This window comes from Hymenobacter sp. BT491, from assembly GCF_014349165.1.
In the GTDB taxonomy this organism is placed as follows: Bacteria; Bacteroidota; Bacteroidia; order Cytophagales; family Hymenobacteraceae; genus Hymenobacter; species Hymenobacter jejuensis.
In genome coordinates, this window is record NZ_JACSJJ010000004.1 from 86387 (window position 1) to 102692 (window position 16306).

The window sequence follows — 16306 nt, forward strand, 5'->3', positions numbered from 1 at the left end:
CGATGAAGTTTCTGCCGTTTTTGCGGCCGTTGCTAGAGTTTAGCTTCGCCGTACTTGCCATTATTCTGGGTCTGCGTTTCATAACCAGCTTTTTCAGCCGCGAAAGCAAGGTGTACCGCCCTATGTTTTTGCGGCAGCTCTACCTGCTGTTCTGGCCGTTGCTGTGCATGGGGGTAGGTCTGCCGTTTCTGGCCTCTTTTGTGTATTTGGGCAGCATTTCTTCGGCTTTCGAGTTGGTGCTCTTGCTGGCCCTGGCGTCCGTGGTGTTGGGCTTTTCGATACCGGCGCTGGTGCTGCACGCGCAGTATTACGCTCGCAATCTGCGCACTACGCTGGTTTTCGACCCGAAGCAGAACCGCTTGGAAGTATACGAAGGCCGCGTGCGAATTCCGTTTCGGCAAGCCGACATGGTGCGCGTCGAGCGTGTGACCTGCAAATCGCGGCGCTTGTTTTGGAGCAACTACGACTACGTGCGCCTGTACCTGCGCACTGGCGAAGTTCTAACTTTGACTTCCATCCTGACCAACTTAGAACCCTTAGCGGAGTTCTTGCGCAACACCAATCTGCAACACCGCGAAAGCTGGTTTTGCTTTGCATGATTTTTCATAAATAATTGACATTCAATTATTTATGAAATTTAACATTTCCTCTCTTATGCAACTACATTATCGCGAAATGGGCGCCGGATCGCCGCTGGTGATTTTGCACGGCCTATTTGGGACTGCTGACAACTGGCAGACGCTGGCGCGGCGCTGGTCGGAGCGGCAGCGCGTCATTCTGGTTGACTTGCGCAACCACGGCCGCTCGCCCCACACGCCCGAGCACACGTACGAGCTGATGAGCCAAGATGTACTGGAACTGTTTGATAGTCTGAAACTTACCGACGTCACGCTGCTTGGCCACAGCATGGGCGGCAAAGTGGCCATGCGCTTCGCCCTCGACCACCCAGAGAAGTTGGAGCGCCTCGTCGTGATGGACATCGCCCCGCGCCTTTCGGATATGCGCCACCAAGACGAAATTTTAGCCGGCCTTAACGCGGTCAATCTGAGCACGTTGCAAAGCCGCCAGGAAGCCGACGACGCGTTGGCGCGCTACATTCCGCAAGTGGGCGTCCGGCAATTTTTGCTCAAAAACCTGTATCGGCGCGACGATAACTCGTTTGCGTGGCGCCAAAACCTGACGGCCCTCACCACCAACATGAGCCAGATTGGTGCGGAAATCATGGACGATCAGCCATTTATGAAACCTACGCTGTTTATCCGCGGCGGCAAATCCGACTACATCAGTCCCGAAGACAAGCTCTACGGCATTCCGCAGCTGTTTCCAAACAGTCAGGTCGAAACCATACCCGATGCGGGCCATTGGGTACATGCCGAAGCACCGGATCGGGTGTTTGAGCTAGTAGATGCGTTCGCCCGACAATCAGAACCCATATAAAATACTGATTGTTAATCAGTTGTATAATTAACTTAAGTCATAGTCCTAATCCCAGTCACCTTGTCCGGCACCCTCTATCTGATTCCCACCGTTTTGGCTGACGATACGGCGGCCCAAGTTTTGCCGGCACAAGTGGGGGCGCAGGTGGCCGCGCTCACGTATTTTCTGGTTGAAAATGCCCGAACAGCGCGGCGTTTTATCAAAAGCGTGGCCCCCGCGCAAGTTATTGAGGATCTGCGCATTGGCGTTATCGACAAGGATTCCACCGAAGCCCAAATCAACGAAGCGCTGAAACCCGTTGCCGCCGGCCTCGACGCCGGCGTGATTTCGGAAGCGGGTTGCCCTGGCGTAGCCGATCCGGGCGCAGAGCTGGCGCGCGTAGCGCACCGGATGGGCATCAAGGTAGTGCCGCTGGTGGGGCCCTCGTCGCTGCTTCTGGCCCTGATGGCTTCGGGCATGAACGGCCAGAGCTTTGCTTTTCACGGCTACTTGCCTATCGAACGGTCCAAACGCATAACGGCGCTCAAAAACCTCGAAGGCCACTCGATCCGACACCATCAGACGCAGCTTTTCATCGAAACGCCGTATCGCAACATGCAGCTGCTGGAAGATTTGCTGGCGAATCTGCAGCCTTCGACGCGGCTATGCATTGCCGCCAACCTAACGGCGCCCAACGAGTATGTGCGCACCGATACGGTAGCGGGCTGGAAGGGCAAATTACCCGAGATTCATAAGCAGCCGGCCGTCTTTCTGATCGGGCGGTAGCTTTATGCAGGGTTATTTCATCAACTGAAATACCACGAGCGACGACACGTAAGCCAGCCCCGTCATGTAGAGCATCTGCATGATGGGCCAGCGCCAGCCTTTGGTTTCGCGGTACGTAGCAGCCAGCGTGCTCATGCATTGCATGGCAAACACATAGAAAACAAGCAGCGAAAACGCGCGGGCCGGCGTGAAAAACGGCTGGCCGTTTTCGTCTTTTTCGGCGGCCAGCTTTTGCTGAACTGTGCTCATGTCAGCATCTTGGCCCACGCTGTAAATGGTGGAAATCGTACCTACGAATACTTCGCGCGCCGCGAAGGAAGTAATAAGCGCAATGCCAATTTTCCAGTCGAAGCCCAGCGGCCGAATCACCGGCTCGACGGTACGACCGAAAGTGCCGGCATACGAGTTTTCCAAGCGCTGAGAAGCGACCTGCATATCCACTTCCTTAGCGGTCAGGCCTTGTTGGGCGGCACTGGCGCGTACTCGCTGCTCGGCCCGCGCCATTGAATTACCGGGTCCATAAGAGGCTAATACCCAAAGGATTACGGATATAGCTATGATCACTTTGCCGGCTTGCAGCACAAAGGTCTTGACCTTTTCCACAATGGTAATGCCCACGTTTTTCCAACGCGGCCAGCGATACACCGGAAACTCCATGATGAAATAGCTCCGCTCCTTGCGCCGCAGCAACAGTTTGAGCGCTAACGCCGAGAAGATAGCCGCCAGGAAACCAAGCAAGTACAAGCCCATCAGAGCTATGCCTTGTAAGTTGAAGATCCCTAACACTTTATGATCTGGCACCACCAGCGCAATCAGCACTGTGTAGACCGGAATGCGGGCCGAGCAGCTCATCAGCGGGGTCACGAAAATCGTGATCATGCGGTCCTTCCAGTTCTCAATGGTGCGGGCGCTCATGATGGCCGGCACGGCACACGCCACCCCCGAAATAAGGGGCACCACGCTTTTGCCGTTGAGCCCAAACTTGCGCATGATGCGGTCCATCATGAAGGTGACGCGGGCCATGTAGCCGGTTTCCTCCAGCACCGCGATGAAGGCAAACAGCATCGCAATCTGCGGCACGAACATCAGCACCCCGCCCAGACCCGCTAATACGCCATCGGTGAGCAAGTCAATCAACGGGCCGTGTAAGTTTCCCTTTATCAAAGAGTTAACCCACGCCACGCCTTGATCAATCAGGTCCATGGGGTATTGCGCCCAAGCAAAAATCGCCTGGAACATCAAGAACAGGACGCCAAAGAAAATCAGGTAGCCCCAGACCTTATGAGTCAGGACCCGATCGAGTCGATTGCTGTAAGGCTCGTTGCGCTCGGTGCGCGTCACCGATACCGTGTTGAGCAAAATATCGTTGATGCGGGCGTAGCGGGCAATGGTTTCCTGCGCCTGCTGCGCCGTGGCGTCAAAGCCGTATTTCTGCGTTAGCTCCTCAACGTATGCGCGCTCGTCGGCCGTTAGGAAATTGATCTGACGAAACTGATGCGCGTAATGCAGCGCCAGATAATCGTTGTGCAGGTTGAAATAGTAGCGAATCTGCCGGATCATGGGCAGCAGATCCTCGTCGGGCTCGTAGAAATGAACCGAAGGTGCTCCCAACTCCTGCGACATCACGATTTTGAGTGCAGCCACCCCGATACCTTTGCGGGCGTTCATCGGGATGATGGGCACGCCCAGTTCGCGCTGCAACGCCTCTACGTCGATTTTGACGCCGTGTTGCTCGGCCACGTCCATCATATTGAGCGCAAGCACAGCCGGCAGGCCCAAATCAGCTAACTGAGTGAACAGCAACAGATTACGTCGAATATTAGACGCATCCGCCGTGATTACTACAAAGTCGGGGTACTGCTTGGAAGTCCGGTCGTAGAGCAGGTCGGTAATAACCTTTTCGTCCAAGCTTTTCGGGTACAGCGAGTACGTGCCGGGCAAGTCAATAATCTCGGCGCGGTGTTGCGGCGTCAGCTGGCTGATGCCTGTTTTGCGGTCGACGGTGACGCCGGGGAAGTTGCCGACTTTCTGGTTGAGGCCCGTCAACTGGTTGAACAGCGACGATTTACCCGAATTGGGGTTACCAATGAGCGCAATGCGCGTCAGAGTGCCGGGTAAGCGGGGCGAGGCAGCCTCCAGCACAGCCGCAGAAACGGCCGCGCCCGTCGAGTTAGTAATAGTTGCTGCGCCGGCCATTCAAGCTACTCCTTCAACATGATGGTTGCGGCCTCGTTTACCCGCAACGACAGGGTATAATCCTCATCACCAAGTACTAATGTAATGGGGCAACCGAGGGGAGCCCGGCTGTTGAGGCGCACCGTAGTGCCCGGAATGCAGCCCATCTCCAATAGCTTGAGCGCCATTTCAGGATCTTTGAGGCAGCAAATTGTCCCGCTTTCGCCGAGACTAAGATCTTTTACGCTGCGAGGCGCGACGGACTTGGCGGGTGTGGGACGAGCGGACACGGCGGTAGCTGTTATTTAGATTCTCTTTAAACAAAGGTACCACCCATTTAGGTTTCAGCCAACACTTAAGTTCGAGCGCTGCTTATGCGTGCCGGGCGCCTTATCATTATTCCAAAATCAAATTGCACATTTATAAATATTCTCAGAAGACTTGCAGATTATCAGGCAATTCATTGTAGTTTTGACATATAATAACTGTCAAGCTATGCTCAAACGATTACTCTCACTTGTTGCTTTTGCCTTGCTGATTCCGGTGCTGAGTTTTGCTCAGGCCACCAAAATTTCTGGTCGCATCGTCGATCAGAAGACGAAGGAGCCGATTCCATTTGCTTCCATAGGTCTTCGGGAAGAACAAACCGGCGCTCTGACCAACGAGTACGGCTTCTTTCAGATTGCCGCGCCCGAAAAAAGCGCGCAGGACTCTCTGATCATCATGGCCTTGGGCTACGAGCGCAAAGCAGTGTTGGTGAAGAAAGGCGCCAACATGACCGACCTGATCATCGAAGTACCTAAGCGTCAGATCGTTCTGGGCGAGGTAACGGTAAAAGGCGGTAAAGTAAAAGATCTGGCTCTCGGGGCTAAGTCCAATACACCCGGCGAAGGCATGATTCAGGGCATGCCCGGCAGCCAATACGCATTTTTCGTGAAGAACGACAAGGGCAAAAAGCTGGGTAACGTGCGTACGGTGTCGTTCTACATCGGCGAAAACGGTTTTCCGCGGGAGCCTTTCCGCGTGCGGTTGTATAAGGCCGATGGCAACTACAACTCGCCCAACACCGACTTGCTCATGGACAACGTGGTGGTATCGGCAGCCAAAGGCGGCGAATGGTACACCGTCGATCTGACGCAGTACAACATTACGGCTCCCGAAGAAGGCTTCTTCGTGGCGATGGAGTGGATCGTGAGCGGCGACAAGTTTTACACCACCAACTTCATGGACACTTACACGCCCTACGGGCAGATTCTGCGTCCGACTTTCGAATTCAAAGAAAGCCGCACCTGGAACTACACCATCGGTCGGGGTTGGAGCCTGATTACGCTCGCCAACAATGGTTTGCGCTACAACGCTATGATTCGGGCCGAAGTAGATATGATAAAGGACTAGGTTTCAGTATGTGCTGATAGGCTGTGTTTGTTGGAAGCCTAGTTCAAAAAAGCCCGCTACAAAGCGGGCTTTTTTATTTTCCTGTCTTTTACACAAGTGTTTGACTGTCAAATACTTATGTAAAAGACTTATTTGGTGCGTACCGCAATTTCTACGCGGCGGTTTTCCTGACGACCGCTGGCAGTAGCGTTGCTAGCCACGGGGTTCGATTCGCCCATCGGCTCGACGCTTACGCGGGCGTTGTCGAGTTTGCCATTTTGCACGAGCCAATTCTTTACTGCTTCGGCGCGTTGCTCGCTTAGCTCTTTGTTATAGCTCTTATCACCGCGAGAATCGGCAAAACCCATCACGCGCACTTCATTGGCCTTGTAGCGCTGCCCGATGGAGGCAGAAATCTGCTGCAAAGCTTTGGACGCGCTGGGCTTGATGGTCGCCTTGTCGGTATCGAACAGCACTTTTTCGTCGACGCCATACACGCTGTACTCGTCATTGCCGCGCACCGAAACATCGGGCAGGTTTACTTCCGGAAACTTCACATTCGAGAGCTTGGCTTTGGTCACTTCCCAAGCGTTGCTCATTTTGGAGCCGGCACTGTCGGTGGCAGCGCCGGCACTCTCACCTGTGCGGGCTACCACCGCCGTGTCGGCGGTGGCTTCGCTGAGTTGGTCTTTGGTTTCGGGCTTTTTCAGGTTGTCACACGAGGCGAGCAGACCAGCAAGAGCCACTACGGAAAGCAGGGAATTTTTCATGATAAAAGGCATAGGGTGGAGAAAAACAATCGCAATGGTTACGCACTGCGCGGTCAATGGTTAATCTCCGGTGAGCCGACTGTTCGCTTGCCGGCCCGCCTGTACCTTCAAATCGCGACGTTTACTCGGCGAAGAAAACGCGCTTTACGCGTTCGCTGACATTGGTAAGTAGCTCATACGGAATGGTGCCGATGCGCCGGGCCAACTCCGTTAGAGGCAACGCTGCGCCAAAGATTATCGCCGTATCGCTGGCCTGCGCCAGCGGAATGTGCGTCACGTCAACCATGCACATATCCATGCAGACATTGCCCACCAGCGGCGCCCGCTGCCCCCGAATCATTACCTCACCTACCCCATTGCCAAACCGCCGATCGTAGCCATCGGCATAGCCAATGGCCAGCGTGGCAATGCGCCGCTCGTAGTCAGCAGCAATGCCGCGCCGCCCGTAACCGACCGTTTGGCCGGGAGCGAGGGTTTTTATCTGCGAAATGGTGGTCTGCAGGCTGCTCACGGGTCGTAAGGCGTTCTGTTCCTGCCCGCTCGCTTCCACGCCATATAGCCCAATGCCTAGCCGCACCATGTCGAAATGCGCCTCGGGGAAGCGCAAAATTCCAGCTGAGTTAAGTGCGTGTTTTACAATGCGATAGCCCAAAGCGGATTCTACCTGTGGGGTCATCCGCTGGAAAGCCGCCAGCTGCTGAAGCGAGAAGTCGTTGTGCTGCTCTTCGTCGGCACCGGCTAAGTGCGTAAGGGCGCTGGCGACGCGCACGTAAGCAGCGTTTTCGCGCAGCACATTGCACAGCGCGGGCACGTCTTCTTCGGCAAAACCCAGGCGGCGCATGCCGGTGTCGAGCTTGAGGTGAATAGCGGGCATCGGGTATTCGCGGGCGATGCTCAGGTAATCCTGAAGCCGCTCAAACGAATAGATTTCGGGCTCCAGATGGTATTGCCGCAGCTTCTGAAAGCTGTCCGGCGACGGATTCATCACCATGATGGGCAGGCTGATGCCGTGCTGGCGCAGATCCACGCCTTCGTCGGCGTAGGCCACGGCTAAGTAGTCGGCTCGGTGAAATTGCAACAGGTTGGCCACCTCATAACTCCCACTGCCATAGGCAAATGCCTTTACCATCACCATGAGCTTGGTACCAGCTTGCAGCCGTGCGCGGTAGAAGTTGAGGTTGTGCACCAGCGCATCGAGGTCTACTTCCAGCATTGTGCCGTGGATTTTCTGCTGAAAAGCTGCCACGATGCGCTCAAAACCATAGCGGCGTGCCCCTTTCACCAAAATGGTTTCGTGGCGAAAATCATCGGGGCGAAAGCTGGCCAGAAATGCTTCGGTGCTGTCGTAAAAAGTGGCTTCAGCGGCCCCAAACAGCGCCCGATGCTGGCTGATTTCGGGCCCGATGCCAATCAAACGCTCTACTCCGTGTACCGTGAGCTGCGCATTCACCCGGGTATACAACTCAGCCGACGGCAGACCCGATTCGAGTACGTCGGAGAGAATGAGCGTGCGGCGGCCACGGCGCGGTTGCCGCGCCAACACGTCGAGGGCCAGCGTAAGTCCCGCCAGATCATTGTTGTATGTATCGTCGAGCACGTAGCAGTCGTTGACGGCCTGCTTCATTTCCAGACGCATCGCTACGGGTTGTAAGCGGTCGAGGCGGCGCTGAATTTCGGCAGGGGGCACTTGCCGCCATAGCAACACGGCTACGCCGTGCAAGGCATTCTCAAGGGAAGGCTCGTCGGCGAAAGGCAGCGTCAGCATGTGCTCCTGCAACACAGGATGCGCAACGCTTACGCGCACCACCGTACGGTCGGCGGAAGCTTCGGCTACCGTCACGGCCACGTTGGTATCGTAATGATGATTGCGGCTCCAAGTAAACCGGCGCGGATCGGTAAGTTGCTGAGCAGCAATATGTACGGCTTCGTGATCGCGGCAATAAAAGAGCGTGTCCACCTTCTCGAAAAGGCGCATCTTTTCGCCAACTTTTTCGGCAGCCGAAGCAAACCCCGCGTCGTGAGCAGTGCCCAGGTTGGTAAAAATGCCTAGCGTAGGTTGTATGACGCGGGCCAGCCGTTCCATCTCGCCGCGCTCCGAAATTCCAGCCTCGAAAATGCCCAATGTATGCGTTGGGTTCAGCTCCCACACCGAGAGGGGCACGCCCACTTGCGAGTTGTAGCTGCGCGGGCTTTTGCAGATTAGCTCGTCGGGGCTTAGCAGTTGCGCAAGCCACTCTTTTACAATGGTTTTGCCATTGGAGCCGGTGATGCCAAACACGGGAATACGGAACTGCCGACGGTGCTGCGCCGCTACTGCCTGTAGCGCCACCAAGCTATCCTCAACCCGTACAAAGCCTGCCTGCGGAAACGTCGCTACGCCACCCGGAATCTCAGCTTCCCGATCGACGACAAATAGCCGCACGCCGCGCTGATACAGGTCGGTGAGGTAGCGGTGCCCGTTGTGCTGGGCGCCGCGCAACGCAAAAAACACCGTGCCGGCCGGCTGCCCCACGCGCCGACTATCGAGCAGCAGGTGTTGGACGGGCGCCGCCGGGGCAGCCGGCGATTGGAGTAGAATACCGCGAGTCAGGGCGGGCAGATCGGCGAAACTCAACATAGTGATGCAAAGGTACGCTTGCCGCTATAACCACGGCAGAGGCCCGTTTGCGAAGAGCAATGCCGTACCTTTGCGGCCTCTTTGCTTTTCTCTGTGAAATTCTCTCGTTACCACCTCGCGGCTTTCAGCGCCTTCCTGATCTGGGGCTTCTTCCCGCTGCCTTTGCGCCTGCTCAGCAGCTATGCCAGCGGCCAGATTTTGTTCTTCCGTATCTTATTGTCGCTGAGCATTTTACTACTCATACATGCGTTCTTCCGGCGCGAAGCCGTGCAAACGGTTTGGCGCCAACTACTTGCCGCCTCGCGGGCCGAGCGCCGGGGCGTAGCCGTCAGCACCGTATTCGGCGGCTTTTTGCTGACGGCCAACTGGCTCTTGTTCATCTACGTCATCAACCAGGTGAGCGTGCAGGCCGGCTCGTTTGCGTACCTGATTTGCCCCATCCTGACGGCGCTGCTCGGCTTTGTGGTGCTGCGCGAACAACTGCGGCTTAACCAGTGGCTGGCCATCGGCCTTAGCCTAATGAGCTGCGCGCTGCTCGGCTCCGGCGAAGCCCGGACGCTGCTGCTGAGCTTGGCTGTCGCGCTTACGTATGCCCTTTACCTCATCACGCAGCGCGGCCTGCAAGGCTACGACCGCCTCGTGCTGCTAACGGTGCAGCTGATCTTGGCCGCTGCGGTGGTCCTGCCCATCGCTCCGTTGCTCGGTGCCGATCCGGCGGCCGGCTTTGCCGATTCGCACCTGCTGTTGATGGCGGCTGTTCTGAGCGTGGGCTTTACGGTCATACCGCTGTTTCTCAACCTCTACGCCCTCAATGAGTTACCATCCGGCACGGTAGGCATCATGATGTACGTGAACCCGTTGGTCAGCTTTGTGCTGGCATTCACCTACTACGGCGAGCAAGCCCAGGTGCTTCAGCTGGTGACGTATGGCGTAATCCTGCTTTCGGTGGTGCTGTACAATGTGCAGCTACCGACGCGCGTGCGCCAACCGGCATAGAGACACCTAAACGTTTCGGTGCTGGATCGCAGGCAAATCGTAGAACGCTCTTAAAAACCCAGCCCGATCCGCAGCCCATTGGCTTGCCGATTGCCGGATTGCAGCGCCGTGTAAAAGTCGACGCGCAGCACTTTCAGGACGTGCTCGACGCCTACACCCAGCTCAACATAATTGCCGGAGCTCGGCGTGCGCAAGTAATTGACCGACGCTACTTCCTGCCACTTAAGCCGGCGCATCAGCGGGATTTTGTTCAGGAAGAAGCCGTTGAAATGGTGGTTGTAATGCGCTTCCAAGTAGCGGTCTCTTGTGCTATATAAGTAGTAGTCAAGCAATTGAAATTGGGCGAAATTGCTAGCAAACGCCGTTTGGTTGCCGGAAAAGTGCCGGTAATCCATGAAGTAGAGCCTTGGAGTGCCGAGGTAAGCGCCCGTCATTACGTTATAGCTGCTCGTTCCAAGCAGGCCCATGTTCACAGATTGGCTAACGCCCACGCCTAACCGGGTGTAACGCACATCGGAGCCAAGTGCCTGAATCCCTTGCAGATACGTGAATCGGAACGTTGGCCATTTCGAGCCAAAATTGAGCTTGCCATCGGGCCGCGTAATGTAGCGCTGCCCAGGCCTATACGATAAGGTAAGCTCGGCTGTGAGGGCTTGGTTGCGGGCGAAGCTAGTGTTAGGCAGCTCCGCACTTACTGGCCGATTGGGGGTGAAGGCCCGGCCGGCCACATCCTTAATAAGGTCAATAGTAGCATTTTGCAGCTCGCGGCGGTCGTAGTAGCTAAGCGCCGTGCGCACCGTCAGGCCGTTGAGCAGTTCGGTAGTGTAGCTAATGTCGCCGCCGAGGCGCCGGTAGTATTTGGCGTAATTGCGGTTGCGAAACAGCGTGTACTGGGTATTGATAAAAGGCGTAAGCTGCGAGTTGAGATCGAAATTTTCGATGGTTTGGCCCACGCCCACGCCAAGGCGCGCCAATTTTACGGGGTCGTGTTGCCATACGGCCTCCACGCTCGGGCTGAGCAGCTTGTTGGCGAAACCGTAGCGCACCGCAGGCGTCAGCGAAAAGGAGCGACGGTCGTCGGTGTTCTGCGTATAGGTAGCCTGCGCATTGACCACCGCGCCTTCTACCGTGTTGTATTGCAGAATGTTGAAAACAGGCGCAACGGAGAATTGCCACTTCTTGAACGTGTTGCGATACGTGTAGCCCGTCACCAGAAACTTCATGGGTTCGGGCTCATTACGCTTGCGATCCAGGGAATCCTGATACGGGCGGGAGCTGCGGATGACTTCAGTGCTGTCTTTTAGGTGGTAGTCTTTTTTCTCCTCGTCGGTGAGCGGCACGGGGCGCACCTCCGACCAAAAGCTGGTATCGCGCTCATTTACACCTTTTTCCACCACCATTACTTGCCCGCGCGGCATGCGTTCCACGGGTAGGCCCCCGATCGAATCGCTGCGTTCGGAGCGCCGTACGCGCTCCTTCACTTGCTTGGCGAAGCCGCGTAACACGGGCTTTTGCTTTTTCACGTCGGCTACCGACTCGCGCATAACGGGCGCCGGTTCGGCATCTTTACTGGCGACTGCGGGCGGCGCGGTTTGGGGAGCGGGCCGATTAGGATAGGTCGGCGTTACCTGGTAGTTGGAAAGCACGGCCGTCACGTAGCCATTGCCCTTAAAACCAAAGGCTTCGAAGCCCATCGTGATCTTCTGCGACTGCATCACCCACACATCCGACGGGCCCGGCGCGGGCGCAAAAAGCTGCTCAATGTGGATGTTGTCGACGTAGTCGAGCTGGGCGTCTTTCGTCAGGTCGAGCGACACGGAATGCAGACGCCACGTACCTTCCACAACGTAGATGTAACCCGAAAATACCGGATCGGTGCGGCGGCGCGGCGTCACGCGTATTTTATTGATGGTCAAGCCGTTCTGCTGCGTACTGCCTTGCAGCTCGTATTTATAAAACAGCATGGCGCCGTCGGCAATCGGCGACACGAAGCCGCGCTCCGAAAAGCCGCTTTTCAGCACGTTGTTGTAGAAATTAAGGCCACGGCCCGCACTGGCCCGGTTGAAGCTGATGCCCTTGGCATCGCCGCTCACCCGCGACGACAGCATGCGCTCCTGTACCACGTTGGGCTGGCGAAACGTCATGTCCGACAAAGACTCGGAGAGGTAAAAAATACCCGGCTTCACGTCCGGCCCTACTTTCACCAAGCCCAAAATCTTGCCGGGCACATCGGTGAAGCGGCCCAGCGTTTTGATGTAGACCCGCGCCTTGAAAGCCGCCACCTCGCGCTGGTGGTAACGCCGCCAGTTAATGGCTTGCTGTACAATGGGATACGCAGGGTCGCGGTCGGTAGCGCGTACGACTACTTCGCCCAGCCGGTAGTTTTCCGATTCGAGCACGACGTTCAGGACCGTGGCCGTATCACCGCCGGCTACCCGAATGGTTTCGGTGCGCGGCTTGTAGCCAACGTATTGAAATACAAGTTCATACTGTCCCGGATTGAGGCGCAGCTGATAATTACCTTGCTCGTTGGTGGCGGTGCTGGTAGAAGTGTTGCGCACGGCCACGTTGGCGAAAGCCAGGGCGGCGCCTTTGGTGTCCGTAATCCGTCCTCGCACAATGCCGGCCTGCGCCCCAAAGACGCTTGCCAAAAAAGTCAGCAGCAACAAGTAACGAGCCATCCGGAATATATGCACAGTGTTCGTGAAGATAGAGAGAATCCAGAACCGAACGGTTGCCTCCGCGTGCTTCAAATGCGGAATTTATCCTTGGCAGAACCCACTTTTTGCAGCACGACTACGCAACGATTAGATTCATTATTCACAAAATATTGACCATCAAATAATTACACAGAAAAGAATGTGCTTTCATTACCATCTTCAGCACCAACATGCAGCCTTTATAAGTTCGGGGTCATTTCCAATAAAAAAGGACAGCCTTGCGGCTGTCCTTTTTTTGTGACCTGGAAAGAGTCCGCAGGCCCTTATTTGATAAAGTTGCTGGCAATCGAGAGCACAGTCGCCATGTCCAGCGGCTCGTCGAAGGCTTCGGACGCTTTGTTGGTGGAGATGTTGCTGTTGGCAGCGATGTTGATGCCGGCCTGCACCACGTTGCCCTCGCTGGGGTACTTGCTGGCGGGGTTGCCGGGGCCATAGATGCCGTTGGTAATGCCGGGCGCCGGCCCGCCGTTGGCATCGCCCGTGATCCAGCTTTCGGGCGAATCCTGCTCGTTGTTGGGCAGGGCTTGCGGGCCGCCGCGGCGCATGGTGCGCAGATGCGAAGCGTGGCGGGCCTCCACCGAGTGAATGTTGAGGGCCGCCTCCAATACGGTGTTGTTGCTCATCAGCAGCGCCGCGCCGCCTTTGTAGGCGCGCACGCCGGTATCCTCAAATGCCTGGGCCACAGCCAAAAACGTTTTTACATTTGAGAATACGTCGGGGAACAGGGCTGCGCGGGCGCCACCCTTCGAGCCGGTAAAGTCGAAAGAAGCCGTTGGGTCTTTGATGGCGTCGGCGCCGAGCACGGCCTTCAGGAACTTAACGTGGTTGTTTTCGTCGGTGCGGATGGTTTCAATGTCGGTGCGGCTCTGGCCCGTCAGCGACGATTGGAGGCCCGCGGCGCTCAGGCCTTGGTTGTAGAAGGTAGCCTCGAGGTATTCGAGGGTGAGGGCGAAATTGAGCACTTCTTTGATCTGCGCACTCAGGCCCGACGACTGCCCGTAGGCCTTCTGGAACATGGAACCCATGGCCAGCGGCACGGCAGCGGTGGCGAGTTTCTTGCCGAAGCCAGCAAAATGCTTGAAGATGGCGCGGCGCTGATCGAGACGCTCGTAAACTTCCGGATCGACTTTTTCGATTTCGGTGATAAGATTGAAAATATTCATGGAGTAGAGATTTTGACGATAGATGGATGAATGCGAAGCAGGGCCAGCTTATTCTTTGGGCAGGTTGCTCACGTTGAGCTTCGAGCCTTTCTTGAGGAAGGCATTGGCCGTTATTACTACCTCAGCAGGCGACTTAGATTTCTCCAGGCCGGTGCTGAAATCCACCACGTCGGGGCCTACAAACGAGCCATTCTGGATCAAATCGCGAATCAGGGCGGCGTGCCGGGCCTCTACCGACACTATTTTGCCGGCCAGCGTCAGGTAATCGGGGTTGGCGATGAGTTTGCCGGCTCCGTTATAAGCCGATACACCCAAATCTTCGAATGCCTTGGCCGTGGTCAGGACACTGGTGCGGTCGGAGAAATTAATCGCCGAAAAATCGGGTTCCAGATCCTTGATTGGGCTGCCGCCCAGCGCCGTAATGGCTTTTTTGAAGAAGTCGCGGTGCGCCACTTCGTGCGCGGCTACATCTTGCAAAATTTGCCGCTCGGCCGCCGAAGCACCGGCATAGTATGGGCTGGCTACTACCTGCGCATAAAAAGCCGCTTCCAATTGCTCCAAGGCGTAGGCATAGTTGAGGATGCCGAAGTCGCCGGAGCCGACATTTACCTCGTTCTTGTTGGCTTTCGGATTTTTAAAAATCTCTTCCAGCACATCGTTGCAGCCGGTTAGCGCCAAGCTTGTGGCGGCTACTCCGAGCCCGGTATACCGTAGAAAGGAGCGACGCTGCAATGGCGTGTTCAGCCCCTCCTCTACCGAATTGGATTCGGGGGTTAGTAATGGTAGTTTCGACATATTTTTTTGTATAAAATGGTGGGAAGATAGAAAGCATACGCAGTGCTTTCGTCACCAGATTTAGACAAGAATAAAATACGTATTTAACGCATTACCTTAAGCATATTCGACAGTATATCAGGACTTTGCGACACGAGCACAAGCTTGGATTTATCCTGCTACCCACAGATATTTCAATAAACTTTGCATTAACAGCACCGCAGGGCTTGATTGCAGCGGTCTGGCTTCCGTTTTGTCAACTTGCACCCTGCAAACCCGAACGCCTAGGCTACCCACAACGTTAATTGGATATACCTACGCCGGCGCCCCTTCATCAGCCGGCTGCTAAGTCGAATGGATCAACCGAAAAAAAAGTTTTATACGCCCGGTGAGGCCCTGCAAAAGATCGCTGCCTTCTGCGCCTACCAAGAGCGCAACCACAAAGAAGTGGAAGAAAAGCTTCGCAGCTACGGCCTCGACGAGGACGAAGCCGGCGAGATTATCATTCGGTTGAGCCGCGAAAAGCTGCTCGACGAAGAGCGGTACGCCAAGAGTTTTGTGCGGGGTCGGTACCGGTTGAAGAAATGGGGCCGGCGCCGCATTACGCAGGAACTCAAGCAGAAAGGTATTTCGGACTTCTGCATCAAAGCGGGCCTGAAGGAAATCGACGGCGACGAGTACTACGCCAACCTCACGACACTGCTCGAAAAGAAAAACGCCCTCGAAAAAGAGCGCCATCCGCAGAAACGCAAGCAAAAGCTCATGCAGTACCTAATGCTGAAGGGCTACGAAATGGACCTGATTCAGATGGCACTGAGCGACTTAGGCAAGGAAAGCGAGGATTGATATAAGCATTTGATATACAGATATTTACCTTTTGCCCGGTACTTGCGGAGGTGCCGTTTGCTGCACGAGTACGACGCGCCGGCCAGTCATGGTTTCCAGCATAGGCCTTAGGATTTGCTGGGCATTCTGCTGGGTTTGGGCCAGAATTCCGGATTGCAGGGCCGAGCGGCGCACGTTTTTTTCGGCGTATTTGTAGGCTTCATCTACCAGCTCGGCGTTGCGCAGCAGGCCATTTTCGACGCTATACACTTTGCTTTGGCTGTGGTCGATGCGCCAGCTGCACAGTTCGGCGGGCGGCAGCGCAATGCGCACTACCGAGTCGCCTTCAAACACCACGTCTTGCGCCCGCACTTTGCGCAGATCGAGGCAACCCACGGCATCGCCCGCCACGATAAGCGCCACTTTTGCGTCTTCCAGAAAACGGTACGTGCCTTTGCGGTACTCCACCACGTCTTTGAAATTGTAGCGCACCAACTCCATGCGGCCCAGGGCCTCGACTTTGGTCAGGACGGTGTTGTGCGTGACCGTGATGCGCGGATCGGAATTGAGGGGATTGTCCAGCAGCACCGGCTGGACTTTTTTCCAGAGAAACCAACCTAACCCCACTAGGAAAACCAACGGCAGCAAGCGGCGCAGCAAACGAACAACAGGCATAAGCACAAACAGAAC

At 55.9% G+C, this 16306-nt stretch carries 14 protein-coding genes; 6 read left to right on the forward strand and 8 right to left on the reverse strand.

What is annotated here, in order from left to right:
* The first annotated feature begins 2 nt into the window (after positions 1-2).
* The 3 genes from H9I52_RS17110 to H9I52_RS17120 are packed head-to-tail and all read left to right on the forward strand — an operon-like array spanning position 3 to position 2202.
* Positions 3-599 (forward strand): hypothetical protein, encoded by a 597-nt coding sequence (locus H9I52_RS17110; protein ID WP_139514929.1) that lies wholly within the window; start codon positions 3-5, stop codon positions 597-599.
* A gap of 55 nt (positions 600-654) precedes the next feature.
* Entirely contained in the window at positions 655-1437 is a 783-nt protein-coding gene (locus H9I52_RS17115) for an alpha/beta fold hydrolase (protein ID WP_187454882.1), read from the forward strand.
* A gap of 60 nt (positions 1438-1497) precedes the next feature.
* Complete coding sequence (locus H9I52_RS17120; RefSeq protein WP_187454883.1) at positions 1498-2202, forward strand: SAM-dependent methyltransferase; 705 nt, start codon at positions 1498-1500, stop codon at positions 2200-2202.
* Between the two features lie 12 nt (positions 2203-2214).
* Here the strand turns inward: H9I52_RS17120 and feoB are convergent, their stop codons facing one another.
* Positions 2215-4398, reverse strand: coding sequence for a ferrous iron transport protein B (feoB, locus tag H9I52_RS17125; protein WP_187454884.1), 2184 nt, complete (start codon positions 4396-4398; stop codon positions 2215-2217).
* Between the two features lie 5 nt (positions 4399-4403).
* Positions 4404-4667: a FeoA family protein gene (locus H9I52_RS17130; protein ID WP_316248047.1), complete on the reverse strand. Its 264-nt coding sequence runs from the start codon at positions 4665-4667 to the stop codon at positions 4404-4406.
* A gap of 205 nt (positions 4668-4872) precedes the next feature.
* Between H9I52_RS17130 and H9I52_RS17135 the strand changes: the two genes are divergently transcribed.
* Positions 4873-5772: a carboxypeptidase-like regulatory domain-containing protein gene (locus tag H9I52_RS17135; protein ID WP_187454885.1), complete on the forward strand. Its 900-nt coding sequence runs from the start codon at positions 4873-4875 to the stop codon at positions 5770-5772.
* Positions 5773-5900: 128 nt separating this feature from the next.
* On the opposite strand, the gene H9I52_RS17140 is transcribed toward H9I52_RS17135, so the two are convergent.
* Together H9I52_RS17140 and H9I52_RS17145 are read right to left on the reverse strand one after the other, a co-directional pair.
* Positions 5901-6521, reverse strand: a complete 621-nt coding sequence (locus H9I52_RS17140) for an OmpA family protein (RefSeq protein WP_187454886.1) — start codon at positions 6519-6521, stop codon at positions 5901-5903.
* 121 nt (positions 6522-6642) lie between these two features.
* On the reverse strand, positions 6643-9138 hold the full coding sequence (locus H9I52_RS17145) for a bifunctional UDP-N-acetylmuramoyl-tripeptide:D-alanyl-D-alanine ligase/alanine racemase (protein WP_187454887.1): 2496 nt from the start codon (positions 9136-9138) through the stop codon (positions 6643-6645).
* Between the two features lie 93 nt (positions 9139-9231).
* On the opposite strand from H9I52_RS17145, the gene H9I52_RS17150 reads away from it, so the two are divergent.
* Positions 9232-10134 (forward strand): EamA family transporter, encoded by a 903-nt coding sequence (locus H9I52_RS17150; RefSeq protein WP_187454888.1) that lies wholly within the window; start codon positions 9232-9234, stop codon positions 10132-10134.
* A 50-nt stretch (positions 10135-10184) separates the two neighbouring features.
* Here H9I52_RS17150 and H9I52_RS17155 read toward each other — a convergent pair whose 3' ends face one another.
* From H9I52_RS17155 to H9I52_RS17165, 3 genes are all read right to left on the reverse strand, one after another.
* On the reverse strand, positions 10185-12815 hold the full coding sequence (locus H9I52_RS17155) for a DUF5686 and carboxypeptidase regulatory-like domain-containing protein (RefSeq protein WP_187454889.1): 2631 nt from the start codon (positions 12813-12815) through the stop codon (positions 10185-10187).
* A 302-nt stretch (positions 12816-13117) separates the two neighbouring features.
* Positions 13118-14017 (reverse strand): ferritin-like domain-containing protein, encoded by a 900-nt coding sequence (locus H9I52_RS17160; RefSeq protein ID WP_187454890.1) that lies wholly within the window; start codon positions 14015-14017, stop codon positions 13118-13120.
* 48 nt (positions 14018-14065) lie between these two features.
* Positions 14066-14812: a ferritin-like domain-containing protein gene (locus tag H9I52_RS17165; RefSeq protein ID WP_187454891.1), complete on the reverse strand. Its 747-nt coding sequence runs from the start codon at positions 14810-14812 to the stop codon at positions 14066-14068.
* Between the two features lie 333 nt (positions 14813-15145).
* Here H9I52_RS17165 and H9I52_RS17170 point away from each other — a divergent pair, with 333 nt between their 5' ends.
* Positions 15146-15637: a regulatory protein RecX gene (locus H9I52_RS17170; RefSeq protein WP_139514941.1), complete on the forward strand. Its 492-nt coding sequence runs from the start codon at positions 15146-15148 to the stop codon at positions 15635-15637.
* Positions 15638-15661: 24 nt separating this feature from the next.
* Here the strand turns inward: H9I52_RS17170 and H9I52_RS17175 are convergent, their stop codons facing one another.
* Entirely contained in the window at positions 15662-16291 is a 630-nt protein-coding gene (locus tag H9I52_RS17175; RefSeq protein ID WP_139514942.1) for a DUF4230 domain-containing protein, read from the reverse strand.
* Between the last annotated feature and the right edge of the window lie 15 nt (positions 16292-16306).